Source organism: Pseudomonas triticifolii, assembly GCF_014358015.1.
Lineage (GTDB): Bacteria > Pseudomonadota > Gammaproteobacteria > Pseudomonadales > Pseudomonadaceae > Aquipseudomonas > Aquipseudomonas triticifolii.
This window is the reverse complement of the sequence record NZ_JACONV010000006.1, coordinates 1-19486: the sequence shown is the minus strand read 5'-3', so window position 1 is coordinate 19486 and position 19486 is coordinate 1. Positions and strand designations below refer to the sequence as shown.

The 19486-nt window shown below is 58.9% G+C and carries 14 protein-coding genes; 2 read left to right on the top strand and 12 right to left on the bottom strand.

Annotated features, from left to right (window positions below; genetic code table 11):
* The 8 genes from H8S56_RS11285 to urtA all read right to left on the bottom strand — a co-directional run bounded on the left by H8S56_RS11285 (position 1) and on the right by urtA (position 7685).
* On the bottom strand, positions 1-543 hold the full coding sequence (locus tag H8S56_RS11285; protein WP_024695535.1) for a GNAT family N-acetyltransferase: 543 nt from the start codon (positions 541-543) through the stop codon (positions 1-3).
* Between the two features lie 9 nt (positions 544-552).
* On the bottom strand, positions 553-855 hold the full coding sequence (locus H8S56_RS11280; protein ID WP_004887254.1) for an urease subunit gamma: 303 nt from the start codon (positions 853-855) through the stop codon (positions 553-555).
* 183 nt (positions 856-1038) lie between these two features.
* Positions 1039-1884 carry an urease accessory protein UreD gene (locus H8S56_RS11275; protein ID WP_187518688.1) on the bottom strand — a complete coding sequence of 282 codons (846 nt, stop codon included), beginning with the start codon at positions 1882-1884 and terminating at the stop codon, positions 1039-1041.
* Between the two features lie 48 nt (positions 1885-1932).
* Positions 1933-2631 carry an urea ABC transporter ATP-binding subunit UrtE gene (urtE, locus tag H8S56_RS11270; protein ID WP_024688754.1) on the bottom strand — a complete coding sequence of 233 codons (699 nt, stop codon included), beginning with the start codon at positions 2629-2631 and terminating at the stop codon, positions 1933-1935.
* 103 nt (positions 2632-2734) lie between these two features.
* On the bottom strand, positions 2735-3595 hold the full coding sequence (gene urtD / locus H8S56_RS11265; protein ID WP_187518687.1) for an urea ABC transporter ATP-binding protein UrtD: 861 nt from the start codon (positions 3593-3595) through the stop codon (positions 2735-2737).
* Positions 3592-4671, bottom strand: coding sequence for an urea ABC transporter permease subunit UrtC (gene urtC / locus H8S56_RS11260; protein ID WP_024688752.1), 1080 nt, complete (start codon positions 4669-4671; stop codon positions 3592-3594). The genes urtD and urtC overlap by 4 nt, the downstream gene beginning before the upstream one ends.
* Positions 4671-6260, bottom strand: a complete 1590-nt coding sequence (gene urtB, locus H8S56_RS11255; RefSeq protein WP_187518686.1) for an urea ABC transporter permease subunit UrtB — start codon at positions 6258-6260, stop codon at positions 4671-4673. The genes urtC and urtB overlap by 1 nt, the downstream gene beginning before the upstream one ends.
* Positions 6261-6419: 159 nt before the next feature.
* A complete protein-coding gene (urtA, locus tag H8S56_RS11250) occupies positions 6420-7685 on the bottom strand; it encodes an urea ABC transporter substrate-binding protein (RefSeq protein ID WP_024688750.1) in 1266 nt (421 codons plus the stop codon).
* Positions 7686-8184: 499 nt separating this feature from the next.
* Between urtA and H8S56_RS11245 the strand changes: the two genes are divergently transcribed.
* A complete protein-coding gene (locus H8S56_RS11245; RefSeq protein WP_187518685.1) occupies positions 8185-15717 on the top strand; it encodes an RHS repeat-associated core domain-containing protein in 7533 nt (2510 codons plus the stop codon).
* 270 nt (positions 15718-15987) lie between these two features.
* Here H8S56_RS11245 and H8S56_RS11240 read toward each other — a convergent pair whose 3' ends face one another.
* From H8S56_RS11240 to H8S56_RS11225, 4 genes are all read right to left on the bottom strand, one after another.
* Positions 15988-17361, bottom strand: coding sequence for a PepSY-associated TM helix domain-containing protein (locus H8S56_RS11240; RefSeq protein ID WP_024688748.1), 1374 nt, complete (start codon positions 17359-17361; stop codon positions 15988-15990).
* An 81-nt stretch (positions 17362-17442) separates the two neighbouring features.
* The gene (locus H8S56_RS11235) at positions 17443-17886 is read right to left on the bottom strand and encodes a DUF2946 domain-containing protein (protein ID WP_408003808.1); all 444 of its coding nucleotides are present in this window, start codon (positions 17884-17886) and stop codon (positions 17443-17445) included.
* Between the two features lie 13 nt (positions 17887-17899).
* Positions 17900-18361 carry a copper chaperone PCu(A)C gene (locus tag H8S56_RS11230; RefSeq protein ID WP_024695529.1) on the bottom strand — a complete coding sequence of 154 codons (462 nt, stop codon included), beginning with the start codon at positions 18359-18361 and terminating at the stop codon, positions 17900-17902.
* Positions 18362-18415: 54 nt separating this feature from the next.
* Entirely contained in the window at positions 18416-18802 is a 387-nt protein-coding gene (locus tag H8S56_RS11225; RefSeq protein WP_024695528.1) for a DUF2946 domain-containing protein, read from the bottom strand.
* Between the two features lie 182 nt (positions 18803-18984).
* On the opposite strand from H8S56_RS11225, the gene H8S56_RS11220 reads away from it, so the two are divergent.
* The gene (locus tag H8S56_RS11220) at positions 18985-19425 is read left to right on the top strand and encodes an REP-associated tyrosine transposase (protein ID WP_187518683.1); all 441 of its coding nucleotides are present in this window, start codon (positions 18985-18987) and stop codon (positions 19423-19425) included.
* The last annotated feature ends 61 nt before the right edge of the window (positions 19426-19486 follow it).

Genomic DNA, 19486 nt, shown 5'->3' with positions numbered 1-19486 from the left:
CTAGGCGGATGTGGGGGCTTGCGAAGCAGGCGCCTCAGCGCCGGGCGACAGGTCCAGTTGCATGAAGGTCAGGTCCAGCCAGCGACCGAACTTGGTGCCGACCTGTGGCATCTGGCCGGTGGTCGTGAAGCCGAGTCGCTCATGCAGTGAAATGGAGGCAGCGTTACCGCTTTCGATGGCAGCGACCATCATGTGTTTATCGCACGTGCGGGCGCGTTCGATCAGGGCTGACATCAGTTTCGGCCCCAGACCTTTGCCGCGCTGATCGGCGCGCACATAGACCGAGTGCTCGACCGTATGACGAAAGCCCTCGAACGGACGCCAGTCGCCGAACGACGAATAACCCACGACGTCACCCGCCGCATCCACTGCAACCAGAATCGGATAGGCCTGCGTCTGGCGCGATGCGTACCATGCCTGACGGTTGGCCAGATCCACCGGCTGCTCGTTCCAGATGGCGGTGGTGTTGAGCACCGCATCGTTGTAGATGGCGAGGATGCCGGGCAGATCGTCCGGCAGCGCATCGCGAATTGCGTCTGGCATGTCGGTTCCTCAGGCTATCGGTTGGTGCACGGTGACCAGTTTGGTCCCGTCTGGAAAAGTCGCTTCTACCTGAATCTCCGGAATCATTTCCGGGATGCCTTCCATCACTTGCTCGCGGGTCAGCAGCGTCGTGCCGTAATGCATCAGGTCGGCGACCGTCTGGCCATCGCGCGCGCCTTCCAGCAGCGCAGCGGAGATGTAGGCCATGGCTTCCGGGTAATTGAGCTTCACCCCGCGCGCCAGGCGCCGTTCGGCAACCAGTCCTGCGGTGAAAATCAGCAGCTTGTCTTTTTCGCGTGGCGTCAGGTCCATGGGCGTTCCGTGTTGTAGTGTTCGGGGTGCTGTGCAGTCATCGTTAGTGCTTTGTGTGCGGACCGGACGGCGTTCCGGTTGTCCGCGGAAAAACCGGCAGGTCCGGTGAAGATGCAGCGGCTGAAGTGCAGCATTCGCGGACAAGTCCGCTCCCACGTCCAGCCTGTCTATAGTTGCCCGACTTCATGTATTCCAGATTCTCGGCGTCACCGCCTCGCGTCCCAGCATGGCCGGGCGCAGTTTTTTCCACAGTTCGATCAGCCAGGCCCTCGCGTGCAAGGCTTCATCGGCCAGACAGCGCGCCACGACCAGCCCTGGCAGTTGGGTCAGATCGCCGCGCACCGGATTGGGCATCGACAGGCTGCGGCAGGCTTCAAGCAGTTCGCTGTCTACTTCGCCGGTGATCAGCAAGGTAGCAAATACCGTATGGCCATCCAGCCCGACGGGCGAAGCCAGCAGCCCGTCGCCACCGATAATGCGTTGACGTTCATGCCAGATCAATGTGCCGTCGCGGCGGATATCCAGCGCGGACTGAAAGTGCCCGTGCTCAAAACGCTCGCCACTGGCCGGACGGCCCAGCGCCACGACATCCCAGTAACACAGCTTCGCGTCGCCTTTCAGTTCGATGCGGGTGGTCAGTTCGGCCTGAGCGTTGCTGAACACGATGGTTTCCTGAGGCAACCATTCCAGCGTCGCGCCGGGCTCGACCTGCAGTTCCAGTTGCTGAAAGGCAGGGCTTGCCGCGCGATACCATTTCGCTGCGCCGGGGCTGGTCAGTTGCGCCCAGGCATCGGTGCCGACCTTCGCTGAAATATCCAGCCGGTCGCCGCCTGCGATACCGCCCGGCGGGTGAACGATGATGTGCTGACACACCTGCGGTCCTTCCGCGTACAGGTGTTTCTGCACCCGCAGCGGGCCTTTGTGACGGCGCTGAACAGGCCGCGTGCTGTCGTCAAAACGCCCATAACCCAGCTCCAGCTCGGCGTGCCAGCTGGGAGTGAACAGGGCGGTGTTGGCAGGCAGATTCATGGCGTCTTCAATTCTGTGTCGAGGGCTGCACGATAACGGATTGGCGCATCAAATGGTGACCAGACCGCGCACACCTTCGGCCTCCATGTTCTCGCCACGACCCTGCTGCACGATTTCACCTCGCGACATCACCAGATACTGGTCCGCCAGTTCGGCGGCGAAGTCGTAGAACTGCTCCACCAGCAGAATCGCCATGTCGCCGCGTTCGGCCAGCTTCTTGATCACCGCACCGATTTCCTTGATCACCGACGGCTGAATGCCTTCGGTGGGTTCATCGAGAATCAGCAGGCGCGGGCGACTTGCCAGTGCGCGGCCGATCGCCAGTTGCTGCTGCTGACCACCCGACAGGTCGCCGCCACGGCGGTGCTTCATTTGCAGCAATACCGGGAACAGTTCGTAGATAAAGGCGGGCACCTCCTTCGCTTCAGAGCCCGGAAAGCGCGACAGGCCCATCAGCAGGTTTTCCTCGACCGTCAACCTTCCGAAGATCTCCCGGCCCTGTGGCACGTACGCGATACCTGAGTGAACGCGCTGGTGCGGCTTGAAGCCTGTGATGGCCTTGCCTTCCCATTTCACCGAGCCTTCCTTTGACGGCAGCAAGCCCATCAGCACCCGCAGTAGCGTGGTTTTGCCCACGCCGTTGCGGCCCAACAGGCAGGTGACTTCACCGACCTTCACGTCAAAGGACAGGCCACGCAGAATGTGGCTGCCGCCGTAATATTGATGAAGCTTTTCGACCTGCAGCATGGTTCATGTTCTCGTTTGTGACAGCTTGATCGTTGGCCATGAGCGGCTTGCCAGTGACATCCCGGCGCCTTTCAGCTTGTGGGGGCGGACCGGGCTGGATTTTTCAACGGCCCAGGTACACCTCAATCACACGTTCATCGGCCTGCACATCATTGAGCGACCCTTCGGCCAGTACGCTGCCTTGGTGCAACACAGTCACGTGGTCGGCAATCGAGCCGACGAAGCCCATGTCGTGCTCGACCACCATCAGCGAATGCTTGCCCGCCAGACTCTTGAACAGTTCGGCAGTGAATTCGGTTTCGGCGTCGGTCATGCCGGCGACCGGCTCGTCGAGCAGCAGCAATTGCGGGTCCTGGACCAGCAGCATGCCGATTTCCAGAAACTGCTTCTGACCGTGGGACAGCAACCCCGCCGGACGCTGCGCAGAGCCTGTCAGGCGAATGGTTTCCAGTACCTCGTTGATCCGGTCGCGCTGTTCGCCATTGAGGCGGGCGCGCAGGCTGGCCCACACCGACTTGTCAGTCTTCTGCGCCAGCTCCAGGTTCTCGAACACGCTCAGTGCCTCGAACACGGTGGGCTTCTGGAATTTGCGTCCGATCCCGGCCTGGGCGATCTGCACTTCGCTCATCTGGGTCAGGTCCAGCGTTTCCCCGAACCAGGCTTTACCTTGGCTGGGCCGGGTCTTGCCGGTGATCACGTCCATCAGCGTGGTTTTGCCCGCGCCGTTGGGGCCGATGATGCAGCGCAGTTCACCCACGCTGATGTACAGATTCAGGTCATTGAGCGCCTTGAAACCGTCGAAGCTGACACTGATGTCTTCCAGGGTCAGGATCGTGCCGTGGCGCGTATTCAGCCCCTTGCCTGCACTTTGGCCGAGACCCAGCGCTTCGCGGCTGGTGCCTGCGTCGGAGTTGGGGGCCAGCACGGGCTCAAGCATGAGGGAGGGCGTTGGCGTGGTTTTCATGACTCGTTCCTTTTCTTCAGTACGCCGATGACGCCTTTAGGCAGGTAGAGCGTGACAATAATGAACAGCGCGCCAAGGAAGAACAGCCAGTATTCCGGGAATGCCACGGTGAACCAGCTCTTCATGCCGTTGACCAGTCCGGCACCCAGCAGTGGGCCGATCAGCGTGCCGCGCCCACCCAGCGCGACCCACACGGCGGCCTCGATGGAGTTGGTCGGCGACATTTCGCTCGGGTTGATGATGCCGACCTGCGGCACATACAGCGCACCGGCAAGGCCGCACAGCACTGCGCTCAAGACCCAGACGAACAGCTTGAACCCGCGCGGGTCATAGCCGCAGAACATCAGGCGGTTTTCCGCATCGCGCAGTGCGGTCAGCACCCGGCCGAACTTGCTCTGCGCCAGACGCCAGCCGATGTACAGGCTGACCACCAGCAGTATCACGGTCGCCAGAAACAGCGTTGCCCGCGTGCCCTGCGAACTGATGCTGAAACCCAGAATGCTGCGAAAGTTGGTGAAACCGTTGTTGCCGCCGAAACCGGTTTCGTTGCGGAAGAACAGCAGCATGCCCGCGAAGGTCAGGGCCTGGGTCATGATCGAGAAGTACACGCCCTTGATCCGCGAGCGAAAGGCGAAGAAGCCGAACACCAGCGCCAGCAGTCCGGGTGCCAGTACCACCAGACACATGGCCCACAGGAAGTGATCCGTGCCTGCCCAGTACCACGGCAGTTCGGTCCACGACAGGAAGGTCATGAACGCGGGCAGGCCGTCACCCGCGGCTTCGCGCATCAGGTACATGCCCATGGCATAACCGCCCAACGCGAAGAACAGGCCGTGGCCCAGCGACAGCAGCCCGGCGTAACCCCAGACCAGATCCAGCGCCAGGGCAACAATGGCATAGCAGAGAATCTTGCCCACCAGTGTCAGGGTGTAGGCCGACACCTGCAGGCTGTTGTCGGCGGGCAGCAGCGAAAGCAGCGGCATGGCCAGCAAGACAGCCAGCACCAGAATGCCCACCGTCAGCGTGCCCTTGGGGCCGACCTTTTGTGCAGCGGTTACCATCAATGGCTGGCTCATCAGTCAATCACCCGTCCTTTCAACGCGAAGAGGCCTTGCGGACGTTTCTGGATAAACAGAATGATCAGCGCCAGGATCAGGATCTTGCCCAGTACGGCGCCGATTTGCGGTTCGAGAATCTTGTTGGCGATGCCCAGCCCGAAAGCCGCCATCACGCTGCCGGCCAGTTGCCCGACGCCGCCGAGCACCACCACCAGGAACGAGTCGATGATGTAGCTCTGGCCCAGGTCCGGACCGACGTTGCCGATCTGGCTCAAGGCCACGCCGCCCAGGCCTGCGATGCCCGAGCCCAGCCCGAAGGCCATCATGTCGATACGCCCGGTCGGCACGCCGCAGCAGGCGGCCATGTTGCGGTTCTGGGTCACGGCACGCACGTTCAGGCCCAGACGGGTCTTGTTCAGCAGCAGCCAGGTGAGCACCACGACGAACAGCGCGAAGGCGATGATCACGATGCGGCTGTAAGGCAGCACCAGATTGGGCAGCACTTGAATACCACCGGACAGCCATTGCGGGTTGGCGACCTCGACATTCTGTGCGCCGAAGGCCAGGCGCACCGCCTGAATCAGCATCAGGCTGATGCCCCAGGTGGCGAGCAGGGTTTCCAGTGGGCGGCCATACAGATGGCGAATCACCGTGCGCTCCAGTGCCATGCCGATCAGCGCCGTCACGAAGAACGCCACGGGCAATGCCACCAATGGATAAAACTCGATGGCGCTCGGCGCGTAGCGCTGGAGCATCAACTGCACGACGTAAGTCGAGTAGGCACCGAGCATCAGCATTTCGCCATGGGCCATGTTGATCACGCCCAGCAGGCCGAAGGTAATCGCCAGGCCCAGTGCGGCCAGCAGCAGGATCGAGCCCAACGACATGCCGCTGAACGCCTGGCCGAGGATCTCACCGATCATCAGTTTGCGTTTGACCTGCGCCAGGCTGGTTTCAGCGGCAATCCGCACGGATGCATCGGTTTCAACGCCCGGCGACAACAGTGACTCGAGGCGCGTGCGGGCCAGCGGGTCACCGGTTTCGCCCAGCAGGCGTACAGCGGCAAGGCGCACGCTGGGGCTGCTGTCGACCAGTTGCAGGTTGGCCAGTGCCAGGGTCAGTGCGTCTTTTACGCCGGAGTCTTTCTCGGTCGCCACGCGTTGGCTCAACAGGTCCAGTTGCGCAGGGCGGGCGCTTTTCTGCAATTGCAGGGCGGCAGCCATGCGCAGTTTTACATCGGCCGCGAGCAATTGGTGGCTGGCCAGCGCGGTCTCGACCAGACCCCGCAGCCGGTTGTTCAGGCGCAGTTTGCGCGGTTCATCAGGTGTGGGTGCATCTGCCGCAGCCGGGGCCGCGGCGTCTACAGCGACATATTGGTCATTGTTTTCGATCCAGGCGCGCTTGCTGCTGTCGGCAGCAACCCGGCCGTCGCGCAGCGCTTCAAGCAGTTCGACCCGCTCAGGAACAGGCTTGGCCGCCCAGGCTTCAAGCAAATCTGCCTGTTGCGAAGAACTGGCCGCTGCGAAATCGCCCGCATCGCTGGCCTGCGCCGTGAAAGGCAGCAGCAGGGCGATGGCGAGGATCAGGCGGTAGAGGTAAGAGGGCATATCAATGGCCTTGCTGGACACGTCTGGATAAATCCACCTGCCCGTGGGAGCGAGCCTGCTCGCGAAAGCGGTTGTTCAAGCTGCGCATTGCTGTTCAATGCACGGGCCTCTTCGCGAGCGCGCTCGCTTCCACAGGGCGGTGGAAGCGATCATCCGTTATCAGTTGCTCTTCACCGCATGATCCGGCTTCTTGTCGTTGCCAGGGATGTACGGGCTCCATGGCTGGGCACGGATCGGTTCCTTGGTCTGCCAGACCACGTTGAACTGACCGTTTTCCTCGACTTCACCGATCATCACCGGCTTGTGCAGGTGGTGGTTGGTCTTGTCCATCGTCAGGGTAAAGCCGGACGGCGCGGCGAAGGTCTGCCCGGCCATGGCTTCGCGAACCTTGTCGACGTCGGTGGACTTGGCTTTCTCGACGGCCTGCGCCCACATGTGGATACCGACATAGGTGGCTTCCATCGGGTCGTTGGTCACGGCCTTGTCAGCGCCCGGCAGGTTTTTCTTCTTGGCGTAGGCGGTCCAGTCAGCGACGAACTTCTTGTTGACCGGGTTTTCCACTGACTGGAAGTAGTTCCAGGCCGCGAGGTGACCGACCAGCGGCTTGGTATCGATGCCGCGCAGTTCTTCTTCGCCGACCGAGAAGGCCACGACCGGTACGTCGGTGGCTTTCAGGCCCTGGTTGGCCAGTTCCTTGTAGAACGGCACGTTGGAGTCGCCGTTGACGGTGGAGATGACCGCTGTTTTGCCGCCAGCGGAGAACTTCTTGATGTTGGCGACGATGGTCTGGTAATCGGCGTGGCCGAACGGGGTGTAGACCTCTTCGATGTCGCTGTCTTTCACGCCTTTGGAGTGCAGGAACGCGCGCAGAATCTTGTTGGTGGTGCGCGGGTAGACGTAGTCGGTGCCCAGCAGGAAGAAGCGCTTGGCCTCGCCGCCGTCTTCGCTCATCACATACTCGACGGCAGGAATCGCCTGCTGGTTAGGCGCTGCACCGGTGTAGAACACGTTGGGCGACATTTCTTCGCCTTCGTACTGCACGGGGTAGAACAGCAGGCCGTTGAGTTCTTCAAAGACCGGCAGGACCGATTTGCGCGACACCGAGGTCCAGCAGCCGAACACCACGGCCACCTTGTCCTGGGTCAGCAATTGACGGCCCTTTTCCGCGAACAGCGGCCAGTTGGACGCCGGGTCGACCACCACCGGTTCCAGCATCTTGCCGTTTACGCCGCCCTTGGCATTGATCTCGTCAATGGTCATCAGGGCCATGTCTTTCAACGAGGTCTCGGAAATGGCCATTGTCCCGGAAAGCGAATGCAGGATGCCGACCTTGATGGTTTCGGCGGCCTGAACGGTCCATGACAGGCCCATGGCTGCGATGGATGCGGACAGGGTGAAAGCTTTGATCAGACTGCGACGCTTCATTGGACGGGCTCCGTTGATCTGTTTTTTTGGTTGTGCAGAACGACTCTTTAAAGGCTCCCAAGCAAAGGCTGTGCCCAGCCCGAAAAACGGCTTTAGAACGGGCCTTTGAGCGCCATGGAAGATGAGCGGTGCACTGATGTGGAGCCCGGAAGTGAGGTTGGTGCGCGACGACGTGCATTGTTGGTGCGCTGGGTGCGCCAAACCAGAAAAGCCGCCCGAACAGGCGGTGTGAAAACCCAGGGTCTGTTCCCGCCGCCGCCCTGTTCGCAGAATCTGTCTCGGACGAAAAAGGGCGTTGCGTTGGGGGCACGTACAGACATGCAAGCACGTTCAGCGCTAGACGAAATCAATCGGCAGACGCTGATCGCGATACGGTCTAAGTGCTGTCAAGAGTGACAGGTCACGCCGCGGCGCACGGGTCGTAAGCTAAGTACTGTTTCGAGTATCGAGAACCGTAACCTCATCTTTTGGTGAGTTTTTCAGACAGGGAGTCCGAAAAATGTCCACTTCAGCGGCCGCGCCTGCTACAGCACCGACTACCGGTGTCATCAATTACAGCGACATGGGATATGTGCTAACCACCGATCCCGACGACACGCTGCCAGACATGGATGGCTTTGATCGGCTGTACTGCGGCAGCTCGGAAAACGGCTGGACCAGCCCTTGCGAGATAAGGGCCGGGCGCGACCTCGCAGTGGGGGAAACGCTGACCGCCTGCCTCATCCGTCAGAGCGACGGCAAGTTGATAGATGAGGTGACGTTTACCGCGGACAGCACGAACTGCAAGCAGCATCAGTGGCCGGCGGCGTTCGCACAAGCATTCAACCGTCCTTTTCGCTCAATCACCGCGGGCAACTTCGACAACAACAACTTCAAGACAGACGGAACAGCGCTGCCTATCCGTCTGTGGCACCACAGCTGTCGAAATCGCGCATTTACGACGGCGCCTTTCTCCACCAATCAGGTTCAAGCACTGGCGGTAACAGGCGAGACGCTGAAGGAAGGCGTGCGCTTGTGCGTTCAAGTGCGGGACATCAGCACCCAGGCGCTGTACGAGAATCACTTTTTCAACGTGAAAAAGGACCGATTGACCCTCGAACAATGGGGAGAGGACCTGTGTGTTGCGCTCAATCGCGACAGCCGTCTGTTGCGTGCGGGGGTTAAAAATGCGCAGACCTGCACCATTACCCCTATGAACGCAGGTAATGCGCTATGGGTGCCTCAGGACTCTGACCTGTCGGTGACACTGACGTGTGCAGACTGGATCAACCAGGCGACCGTCGACGGAGCGAAATCGTTACCCTCCGGACAATGCCTGAATGTCTACGTGATGGATGCGTTTTCGGCCAGGGAAGTGGTCCCGGCGTTCAGTTTTGTCGCTCCGACTCCCGTCAAGGGTAAAAGCGATACCTGGTTATCGGCCTGGTCAACCGCTGTCGGTAAATCTGCGTTAGCACCGTATGTTCGGATAGGCAATGACCTGACCGATGCCCTCGCGCCAAATACTGTCACGGCGACGCTCTGGCAAAGTGGCGACGCGCTCAGGGTATTCAGCACAGAACCCTGTCTGGATAACTGGTTGCCGGCTGACGTGTGCGTGGCGGATCTTTACCACGGTGACGAGACCGGGCTGGTTGTCATCGTCCGCCATCCGCACAGCCATGAGGTCATGTACAGCGCGCGGTTCGCGCCCCTGACAACAGGTGAGAAAGGAAAGGCGCAGTGGGTTCTTGCGTTCTGCGACTTCATAAAGTCACGGCAGTGGCCCTGCTTGAGGATCGGCAGTGCTGATGGTGTCTCCGCAACATTAGCCTGCAAGGCAAATGCTGTGGATGAAATCGCGCTATGGGTTCCGCGCGACTCAGAACTGACGGTCGCATTGGAGGTTGTTGCCTGGGGCCCGGAAGTTAAAATGTTTCCAAGCGATATCGTTGAAGTCATCGACCATGTAACGGGTGAAGTGTTTACGTCTTATCAGAACATGGATCAGGCACTTGCCGATGACAGTGCGCTGTTCCGGATAACGGATTACGTCGTTCAAGCCGCGACGCCAATGATTTCAGTAGATAGTTTGACAAACCGCCTCGACTTTAGCGAGGAAAGCGCATTTCGCTTGACTCCACAAGCGCGTGCGCTGGGTGTGAAAGTGGTTTCATCCAGCGTCCCCGACTGCCGCGTGACCGCGGAGTCCGCGAACTGGCGCGGCCCGTCCAGGGCTACTCCGGGTATTGAGCTTGAATTTTATTATCCGGAAAGCATGCCTCCTGAGGTGTCAATGACACTGGGGCACGTTGGTAAAGTGCATGCTTTCAGCTTTTGGTTTAGCCGGGACCCCGTTGTGCGGGTCACCCCGAAAGCGGTTGATCCCTATGTGGCCTCGAGCCCGCTTTGCGAGGATTACGGCAATACCTTTCGCTCGGAGGTGTTCGACGTCAGCGGACACAGTGAAACCGGAGTCGACTCACGTACCGGGCTGTTTCACGCCCACTACCCGGTTGCAACCTTGCAGGGTGTTGAGGGCAATGGACCGGTCTGCGACCTGACGCTGCATTACTCTGCGCTGCGCGGCAATGAGGCCGGACTCGGTGATGGATGGGCGTTTCGGTTCTCAAGTCTGGATGTGCGTGACCGGGCGCTCACGCTGGCAGATGGCGTGCATATCAAATTCGATGATGCTGAATGGTTGGCGCTCGGTCAGGGAAAACGCTTGACCAAACGAGCCTGCTGGGTTTCAAGCAATAACGATTACAGCGAGTTCACCCTGCATTACCCCAGTGGAACTCGCGAGGTCTTGAGCAGACCGACAGGCGATAACGTAGAACCCAATGATGCGCTGCGCTTGAAGATCATTGACCTTTTAGAGCAAATCAAGAACAAGGCGAAACCCTGTCCGCCTAAACCAGAAGGCGTGTGGCAATGGATATTGGCAGTCTGCAGTCCGGCGCTCTATGCCATTGCTGAACAACTGGACTGGGACGAAGCGGTAAAGAAATGGCGAGAAAACACCAAGGCGATCGACGATGCACTGGGTTACTGGCGCAGACCCTTTGTACAACTTGTGCCCTCCAGGATCATTTCCGCCACAGGGGGGCAGTTGTCGCTGAACTGGAACCGCCTGCGGGGTCAGTTTCAACTCACTGAAGTAAGAAGCGGCAGCACCGTCTTGTTCACGGCAAAGTATTCGCATACGCAGGTTTCGATGGAAGTCTGGCCCGGTTCGAGCGAGGCATTCCAGGTAACGTTAACGTTAGCGAATTATTTGTTGTGCGATATCCGGTGCACGCAGTCCGATCACTTATTTGAGTCTGTGCATTGTGGCTACAGCGTCGACCCGACGCTGGACCGGATATTGACACGCCTGGAAGAGGGGGACGGATCGGTTGAGTGGGTATCCTATTACGTGGAGGCCGTGAAGTTCTCTAATGGCCAGCCGGCACTGCCTCGTGTATCGCGGCATATCCTGATGCCCGGGGGGCAACAGGAAAATATCCAAACGACTTATAGTTATTCCAGCTCCACCTATGTGACGCCCTTGGAGAACGTCAGCCTTGACGTCTTGGTTGTTATTCAGGAGGCGGAGGGTCTTAATTGTGATAAATATCATCGGTACATAAGTAATGCGCTCAATGGCGAGAGAGGACACTATTCGCTGAGCAAGTATTTTTACTGGGTAGAAAGTGCTTCAGTAGAAAAAGGGTATCGTTTCGTGACCAGAAAGTTTTATGACGCGGCCCACCAGGAAATAGGGAGTGCGGTTACGGGGAACGGGTGTTCAGAGTATAAGTACATAAGCTACCAATCGATTGGCGTCGCTGAAAAGGCTATGAGCGGGGCGGGCTTGCCAAGGTTTGAGGTGACGTGCTGGAAAAATGATGACAAAGAATTGTTCAGGCTTGCAAATGAATGTTGTGCTTCTAACGCTTGGGCAGGGGGGTTCTTTTTTATGTACTGTTATTCCAATGACTTCAGTGGGCGTGACTTAACAAGCCCTGATGTATTGAAGAGGGATAGCAGCGATCCTCTGAAGCTATTCGCCTCGTCGATGACCAGCGTTCGATCCTTTACCTATAACGGCGATGGACAGCTGACGCAAAGCATCGCCGCTGATGGCACGATAACGGAGTGGCGATATTACCCGCGTTCGGGTGGTGACGGCATGTCGCCAATTGAATACGCCGGTCCTCTGCAAGAGTTTGAAGTTCATGATTTGGAAGACGAAAGCGCGTCGGAAAACCTGGAGCAATTGAGTTTAGTGACGCTTAAGTGTCCCCAGGTTCCGGACCATACCTTGCCACCGGCGATGGCCGAATATCAGTATCAAGTATTAGGCGGGAAGCACGTCCCGCTCGCCTTGGTTCTCTATGGTTACTGCGGGCAGAGCCGTGCCGACTCCACCGTTTTGTCTGCTTGCGATATTGTAAAAATCGAAGGTGTCGTGGCGGCGCCAAGTACTTGGAGGTTGAGCCTGGCAGAAGGGCGCACCGCCCCTCTGATCCGTCATGAACGGATCAGTGAAGAACCGCGCAAAACCAAGACGTCCAATGAGGGGTGCAAGGCGTTCACCTGGTCATCAACTAACATTCAGAGAACCTATCTCCGCGGGGCGAGAACCTACCTTACTACTACATTGCACTGGGAGGACAATCCTGTGGAGCGAGGCTTTGTTGTTCGCACCTCCGCCACCTCCTTCGACTCCTCCGACTCCTCCGACCCCACAGAGGGCCAGGAGACATTATCAACCGAGATTCGCTCACGTCTGACGCGTCGCTGCCTGATCCGCCGTCGAGCGGGGGAAGAGCTTCGCTGGGCTTATGACGCCATGGGGAGAGTCGTCAGCGAACAGCGATTTTCCCTCCTGCCCGGCAAGAAGACTGTCGATCCATCCGCCCAACCCGTCTCGGAACAGAAAACCACCTACTGCTTCGACGATAAGGGGCTTCAAGCGACCACCCTGCAGGCGATGGGGCAAATCACTCGAACGCTTTTCGACGGACTACAGCGACCCATCCGCAGAGAGCTGAAGGCACCCAACCATGCTGGTTGGTGTGTCCTGGACGAAATTGAGTTCGACAGCCTGATCTGCAAACGCGATCACACGCGTTACGACTATTGGCCGGGCGGGCTGCGTCGCCGTTCGGAGTTGGGTAAACGCAGGGTGTTGCCCGTAAGGAAGAATCTGCTCTGGAATCAGGAAGAAACAACCATTGAGAGTGCCGGTTCAAGCACGACCGTGCAGTCATGGCGTACCGAGCAGGGCAAGGTGATCACGCAGACGTCGAAGAGTGAGGTGCTTGCGGATGGTACCGTTCGGCGCATGCATTCGCATCGAGGTGATGATGGATCGGCGCGCGCGGAAGTCAGCGTTTGCTATGACGTGGCAGGACGCTTGACTCAGCTTCAACGAGGTGATTCGCAAAGCGGCGTGTCGATGGTTTATGACGATCTGGGGCGCGTTGTCAGGATCACAAAACTCGACGGGAGTGTGGAGGACAGGGAATATGGTGGTTTTAGCACCCACGTCACTCGCCTTTCGGTCAATGGCATCGAGATCGGCACCCAAACCATTGATGAACCGTCGGAAATCAACACCAGTCGAAGGGGCCTCCGTACTTATGTAGCACTAGTCGATGGGGCCATGATGCAACCAGACGGAACGTCCCTTCGCGCAGAGTTATTGGAGGGGGGAGGCATGTGTTTTAAGGAAAAATCTATGGGAGCATCCCATAAATCCCCAAGCAATCTGCTGAGCTCTCTCGCATTCACTGAGTTGGGGAAAACCCTCTCGGTCAGCACCCACGAAAACGTCAACCAGCAGGATGGCTTTTTGATCGGCCCCCACAGCGACACCCTGAGCCGGCCCGGCTTGCTGGGCGACACGCGAAGCGTGGTGAGAACCCCGCGAGGCTCGCGTAAAGGTAGCGAAACGCGCTCGCTGATGGGCAATCTGTTGGCCGCGCGACGCAGTGACGGTAGCGTTCTGCGCCTGTTTTTAAACCGGGACCAACACACCTTGCGCCAACGTCACAACGGCATTGACGTCTCGTTTTGTTACACCCGGGACGGCCATTTGCTCAGCCAGACGGCAGTGATCGCTCAGGAAGGCACACGGTTGACAACTCGGTACCAATACGACGTGTTCGGGCAGGAAGTTCTGCGAGAGTACCAACGCGCTGGCAGTAGCTTGCTGACACTGCATCAACGCTGGTCGGACAACGGCTTGCTGACAGGCATGACCCTGAACCGTGGCAATGAATGGGTTCGTACCGAGACATTCAGCCACGACAGCTGCGATCGGTTGGCGACTTATCAGTGCGACACCTTTGCAGCCAATGACTGCCCCGCCGATGCCCAGGGGCGTCGAATCCGGAGGCAGGTCTACCAGTGGGACGGTCTGCAGCGCCTTAACCGCTGTGAGACGACGTTTGTGGACAACGCTAAACAGACGCAGCTTTATGGCTACGATACACGCGAGCCAACCCAATGCGCATCGATCAGCATCGAAGGTGCGCAACCCACCCGCAAGGTGTTGACCTGGAGCTTGAATGGTTGCATGGAGCAGGACACGGATGGCAACAAGATGAAGTATTCGGCTCAAGGGCAACTGCTGGAAGTGAAGGACCCTCAAAACACGCTGTTGACCCGCTACGCCTATGATGGATATGGGCGACTCGCGGCTCAGTACGTCGCAGCCACCGGGCAAACCTGTGAGCTGGTTTACGAAGGCGACCATCTGTGCGGTGAAGTCTGGTTTGATCGTGACGGCAAGGTCATCAAGCAGGTGATGTTGGGGAGCGATTATCTGCAGCAGACCCTGGAAAACGGAGCACGGCCCCGTATTTCACTCTCATTGGACGACCCTCACAGCGGTCCCATTGCTTATAACCCAAGCGTCTGCGACGGATTGGTTATAAGTGCCTTCACACCCTTTGGTGAAAACGGCTCGCCCCTTGAGGGCAGTTGCAAGGGCTATAACGGTGAGCGTCGAGATCCCGTGACCGGTTGCTACCATCTGGGCAATGGCTACCGTGCCTACCATCCGCAAATACGAAGTTTTCAACAACCGGACAGCTTGAGTCCGTTCGATGGTGGCGGAGTCAACGAATACAGTTACTGCTGTAATCCCATCGATTATCACGACCCCAGCGGGCACATCATGCTCAGTCGTTGGGGGCAAGACGATTTGATCGACCGGCTTGAGCAAACATTGCGCGAGACCCGACCCCAACCCGTGGGCAGTCGATGGCGGGGCATCGCCCTGTCGTTCATGTTGACGGTCGTGGGGGTATTGCTGGCCATTCCGTCGGGCGGGGCTTCGCTTGCATTCTTTGCGATCACCAGCGCTTTGTCATTTACTGCGCTGGCGCTGGAGGTGACCTCTAAGTTTCTTGAAGACAGCGATCCTGAACTCGCTCACAAACTGGGTATTGCGAGCATGGTGACGGGTTTTGCATCCATCGGTAACTTCACCAATATCCTCAAGCAAGCAGGCCGGATGTTGCGCTGGGCGATCAGTGGCATCGGGCGCCTTGTCAATCGTGTCCAAGCGATCGTGCGAAGCGCCATTCGAGGCTGGCGACACTTCAAACGCTATGGTTCGTTGGCAACTTCCGTAAAAGACGTCGCGGCCGGTCGAAAAGTGGGAAGCATTGCGTGGACCGAGATGGGAACGCAATACGTCGAGTACCTTGGAGAGGGGGCGGTACGGACCGTTACGGGCCTGCGGGCGAAAATCGCCTGGTATGTTCCCGGCTCCCACAACGTGATGCGCCAAGTCGCGCACCTTTACCACACCAAGGTGTTGGCGCAGGTGGCAGAGGGGGCAGAGGCGTTGGGTACCGCTTTGGAGGGCAAGATCTACTACGACACCTATGCCGGTGTAGCGAGCCTCTATCTGCCAGAGGCGGAGGATGAAGAGCCCCAAAAAAACAGGGGTAGCATGCGTTGGGCGCAAATGTTCAGGCGCGAGCTCAAGCAGTCGGGCCAGGGCGTGTTGGACGCGCTGGGGGAGCTGAGGCCAGGAGCTCTTGCATGAACGCAATAAACGCCTTCACCCGCGTTTAGCCGCGATGGTTGAGCAGGCACAACGCCGGGATTTCGCCCTTGGCGTTGTCCGGGCAGGCCGGGCTTTTTCACTGGCTGACGACATAAAAGGAAACGCCCCGACAAGTCGGGGCGTTTCAACTGCGTTTTCACACAGTCCGCGAAGGCGGCTTTTTATATCTTGAAACCACGAGGCCTGATCCTGTCAGGTGAGGAATTCATCACAAAACCGCCCGGCGGTTTCAGGCCTCGTGCGTGCAATTTAAGCTGCTGCCGAGGAATTAGCAAAGCGGGAGAAAACTATTCGATCAAATAGCCACACCGCGACCAGCGAAACCCCAACCAGCGGGAATGCGATGGCAATGCCGAACATGATCACCATGGCAGTTTTCCAGCGTGGCAGGTCGTGACGCAGTGGCGGTACACCCAGCCTGCCTTGAGGGCGACGCTTCCACCAGATCACCAGCCCGCTGACGGCGCTGAGCAGGATCATCAGACAGGCGAGGAAGATCAGTAACTGGTTGAGCCAGCCGAAAAACTTCCCTTCATGCAGCATCACGCCCATCTCGGTCGCGCGTGAAACCAGGCTGTAATCCCGCCAGCCAACATCCGCCAGCACCTTGCCGCTGTACTGATCAATATGCAGCGTGGCGTCTTTGCGCGGGTCATCGGCGAACACCGACACCGTGAACACGCCTTCGGCGTTCTTGGGCGCAGTAATGCTGTAACCAGGCTCGATACCCTTGGCGGTTGCGATCTCCACCACCTGTTGCAGGCTGATCTTCGGCGCAGCGGGGCCTGCGGACATGCCGTGCTGATGCATGTGCTCGGCATGCTCGCCAGTGGATTGCGGCATCGGCGTGTTTTCCATCGCCCACGGCACGGTCTGAGCGCTGGCGGTGTTGAGTTCTCCGGCCAGTTGCGTGGAAGTGGGCACGTTGGTCCACATTGCCGCAGGAAAGGTGTTCCAGACCGCTGCGTACTGCTTGCCCCACATGCCGGTCCAGGTCATGCCGCTGAGCAGCATGAACAGCAGAATCAGTGATCCCCAGAAACCGGTCACCGCATGCAGGTCTTTCCACAGCACGCGCCCGCGAGCGGTCAGCCGTGGCCACAGCACGCCGGCAACGCGTGAACCGCGTGGCCACCACAGATAGAGCCCTGAAACCACCAGCATGATGCCCCAGCCTGCCGCCAGTTCGATCAGCCGGTCACCGACCGTTCCGATCATCAGCTCGCCGTGCAGGGCGCGGGCGATGGCCTGCAGGTTTTGCTTCGCGTCCTGAGTGCCCAGGATCTCGCCGCGGTACGGGTCGACAAAGACGTTCACCTCACGTCCCTGATCACGCATCACGAACTGCGCACTGCCTTCGGCACTGACCGGCGGGAAATATTTGCTGATGGCGGCCTGTGGATAAGTGCTCAGCACGCGCTGTTGAAGCTCGTCGGCGCTGATCGTGTGGTGAGCGGGCGTTACGCTCAACAGATCGCTGTACATCAGGTTGTCCAGCTGTGGCTTGAACAGGTAAATGATCCCTGTCAGTGACAGCAGGATCATGAAAGGCGCGACGAACAGCCCGGCGTAAAAATGCCATCGCCAGGCCAGGTTGTAGAAAGAAACAGTGGGTTTTGACACGGTCAACGCTCCCGAAGAGGGATAACACAGCACAACGCGCCCGGGGCCTGAGCCGAGGGCGGTCGTGGGATTTTTCTGGTTCTAGGCTGTGCGATGCGCTGGCGGTGCCCGACTTCGGGCATTGGGAAAGATGGCGCGTTGCGCATGCCCGAGTCGGGGCTGCGCAGTAAAGAAGTCCGCAGGGCGAGGCGGGGCGTCGGCGACCAGCACGGGCACATAAGGCAACGCCGGGCAACTGAACAGCAGCGTGCAGTAACCGCATTTGGCCCACAGCGCATGATCACCCATGCCCGCATCAGGCGATGTGGCGTGTTCGCTGCCGTGATGGGCGTGGCTGTCGGCCGAACTGCCCATTTCCATGGGCATCGATGACGGCATCAACCTGGGGGCGTGCTGATCCATCGGCATCGACTGGGAAATCAGCGGACCGATAAAAATCATCAACATGGCGAACAGGCTCAGCCACGCGGCCCGGTTTTTAACAGGGACGGCTGATCGTTCGCGGGTTTGGCGCATGGCGCTCAATCGGGAAGGCTACTCAGTGCTGGTGTTCGGGTGCCTGCTTTTGTACCACGACCTGCACCTGGACATCGCCCGCCTTCTCGAAATGCAGCGTCATCGGGAAGCGTTGCCCGACGAGCAGCTTCGAACGGTCTTTGATATCCAGCAGCATCACGTGCCAGGCCATGGGGGCAAAGGTCACAGTGGCACCGGCAGGCACGTCCACGGTTTGCACCTGCTGCATCTTCATCAGGCCGTCCGCCTGGATGTGCTGATGCAGTTGTGCCTGACCCGCTATCGGGGTATCGACGCTGACCAGACGGTCTGCGGTGTCACCTTTGTTTTCGAGCACGAAATAGGCGGCCACGGTCGGGGCGTTGGGTGGCAGCTCCATCGACCAGGGATGGGCAATCATGATCTGGCCAGCGGTGTACTGGTGAGCCTGGGCAAAACAAGCAGGCAGCAGCAGCGCGGCCAGCATGAGGGCTTTTTTGAGCATGGGGGTTCTCCGGTCAATCCATTCAGGTGCATTCAGGCACGGGCAAACGGGGTATCAGACCGGCGGGGAGGCCCGCGGGTTGGCGCTGGGCCACTGCAGGCGCGGCGAGGCATGAATCAGGAAAACCGCGGGCGCAAAGCGCTCGGGCTCCAGACGCGCCACCAGCCCATGGCTGAAACCGGGCGGGATGACCACAAACACCGACCCCGAACAGCACGGGCAATGCTGCATCGCAGATTGATGCTGCTCGTCAGGAATGCTCTGTGACGCTTCGTTCAACGGAACGGCGACCAGTCGAATGCCGCTGCCGCTACAGAACGTCCCCCACAGCACCTGTTCCCCTGCAGCACGTGGCGTGCTGGGTGACAGTGGCATGGCCAGCAGACTGAACAGCACTGCAAAGCAGGCAATCCAGACCGATGTCGTGCGTCGTGAAGACATCACAGGTTCCGTTCTTGTTGGGTAATCGACCCCGCCATTTAGCCTGAATGGCGGGAATAAGTAAAAAGGGCAGGGCGTGGTGGGGTGTCGCGGGCTGGAAATATTCGGGTAAACGATCAGCACGCCTTCACTTCGGCGAGGCGCTAGAGTCAGTTTTCAACAGGCAATGAATGAGGCCAGGGATGGCTGGAAAAGCATACTCACACCGTCTGCGTATTGGACGGGCTTCTGACGTTGGGCAAATCTATCTGGTGACTGCAAAAACATTTCAGCGTGCGCCTGCTTTCTCCGACTGGCGCCTGGGTCGATTGTTGGTCAGCGAGTTGCGAGATGTTCAGGAGAGGCAGTTGGCGGATTCATTGGCGTGGGTTGTCATGCCAGACCATTTTCATTGGTTGCTTGAGTTGAAAGGTCACTCTCTGTCTGGCGTGGTCCAGCGTGTGAAGTCGAGAAGCGCAATCGCGGTGAACAAGGCAAGTGGTTGTTCCGGAACGTTTTGGCAGAGTGGCTTTCATGATATCGCTGTTCGAGAAGAGCGTAATCTTGTCCATTTTGCTCGCTACATCGTCGCCAATCCGGTTCGCGCAGGTCTGGTCAACAGCGTTCGGGAGTACCCATTGTAGGACGCTGTGTGGCTTTAGATCTGTACTGGCAGCACTTACGCCTTCGCGAGCAAGCTCGCAG

Coding starts and splice junctions, on each gene's coding strand:
- H8S56_RS11285 (WP_024695535.1), bottom strand. CDS start 543: ATGCCAGACGCAATTCGCGATGCGCTGCCGGACGATCTGCCCGGCATC.
- H8S56_RS11280 (WP_004887254.1), bottom strand. CDS start 855: ATGGACCTGACGCCACGCGAAAAAGACAAGCTGCTGATTTTCACCGCA.
- H8S56_RS11275 (WP_187518688.1), bottom strand. CDS start 1,884: ATGAATCTGCCTGCCAACACCGCCCTGTTCACTCCCAGCTGGCACGCC.
- urtE (WP_024688754.1), bottom strand. CDS start 2,631: ATGCTGCAGGTCGAAAAGCTTCATCAATATTACGGCGGCAGCCACATT.
- urtD (WP_187518687.1), bottom strand. CDS start 3,595: ATGAAAACCACGCCAACGCCCTCCCTCATGCTTGAGCCCGTGCTGGCC.
- urtC (WP_024688752.1), bottom strand. CDS start 4,671: ATGAGCCAGCCATTGATGGTAACCGCTGCACAAAAGGTCGGCCCCAAG.
- urtB (WP_187518686.1), bottom strand. CDS start 6,260: ATGCCCTCTTACCTCTACCGCCTGATCCTCGCCATCGCCCTGCTGCTG.
- urtA (WP_024688750.1), bottom strand. CDS start 7,685: ATGAAGCGTCGCAGTCTGATCAAAGCTTTCACCCTGTCCGCATCCATC.
- H8S56_RS11245 (WP_187518685.1), top strand. CDS start 8,185: ATGTCCACTTCAGCGGCCGCGCCTGCTACAGCACCGACTACCGGTGTC.
- H8S56_RS11230 (WP_024695529.1), bottom strand. CDS start 18,361: ATGCTCAAAAAAGCCCTCATGCTGGCCGCGCTGCTGCTGCCTGCTTGT.
- H8S56_RS11225 (WP_024695528.1), bottom strand. CDS start 18,802: ATGTCTTCACGACGCACGACATCGGTCTGGATTGCCTGCTTTGCAGTG.
- H8S56_RS11220 (WP_187518683.1), top strand. CDS start 18,985: ATGGCTGGAAAAGCATACTCACACCGTCTGCGTATTGGACGGGCTTCT.